Below are 272 nucleotides of genomic sequence, written 5' to 3'. Positions count from 1 at the left end.
AAGCTCACGGTCGCTGGCCAGTTGCGCGCTGGCGATCTGTCCCGAGCCGATGGCGGTGCGCGCCACGGCCCGGGGCAGATGCAGCCGCTGCTGATCCCCCACCACCAGGCCGACGATCCGGTCACTGGGAGGCGTCACATCCGCCTGGACACCCCAGGCGGCCAGCAGGGTCGCGAGCAGGAAAATCAAGCGGGAGAAAGCAGCATATGCCGTCGAACTAGACATGCATTGACATCCTATAGGCATGAATTGATGCCGAAAAAGTCATGGGG

At 63.2% G+C, this 272-nt stretch carries 1 protein-coding gene; it reads right to left on the bottom strand.

What is annotated here, in order from left to right; genetic code table 11:
* The coding region (locus tag ACS2QP_RS27715) for a pilus assembly protein N-terminal domain-containing protein (protein WP_438883057.1) at positions 1 to 225 on the bottom strand (225 nt) is incomplete at its 3' end.
* Positions 226 to 272 lie beyond the last annotated feature (47 nt).

This window comes from Bacillus cereus group sp. Bce019, assembly GCF_051781745.1.
In the GTDB taxonomy this organism is placed as follows: Bacteria; Bacillota; Bacilli; order Bacillales; family Bacillaceae_G; genus Bacillus_A; species Bacillus_A cereus.
The sequence above is the reverse complement of the archived record's forward strand: the minus strand, read 5'-3'. Positions and strand labels throughout refer to the sequence as shown.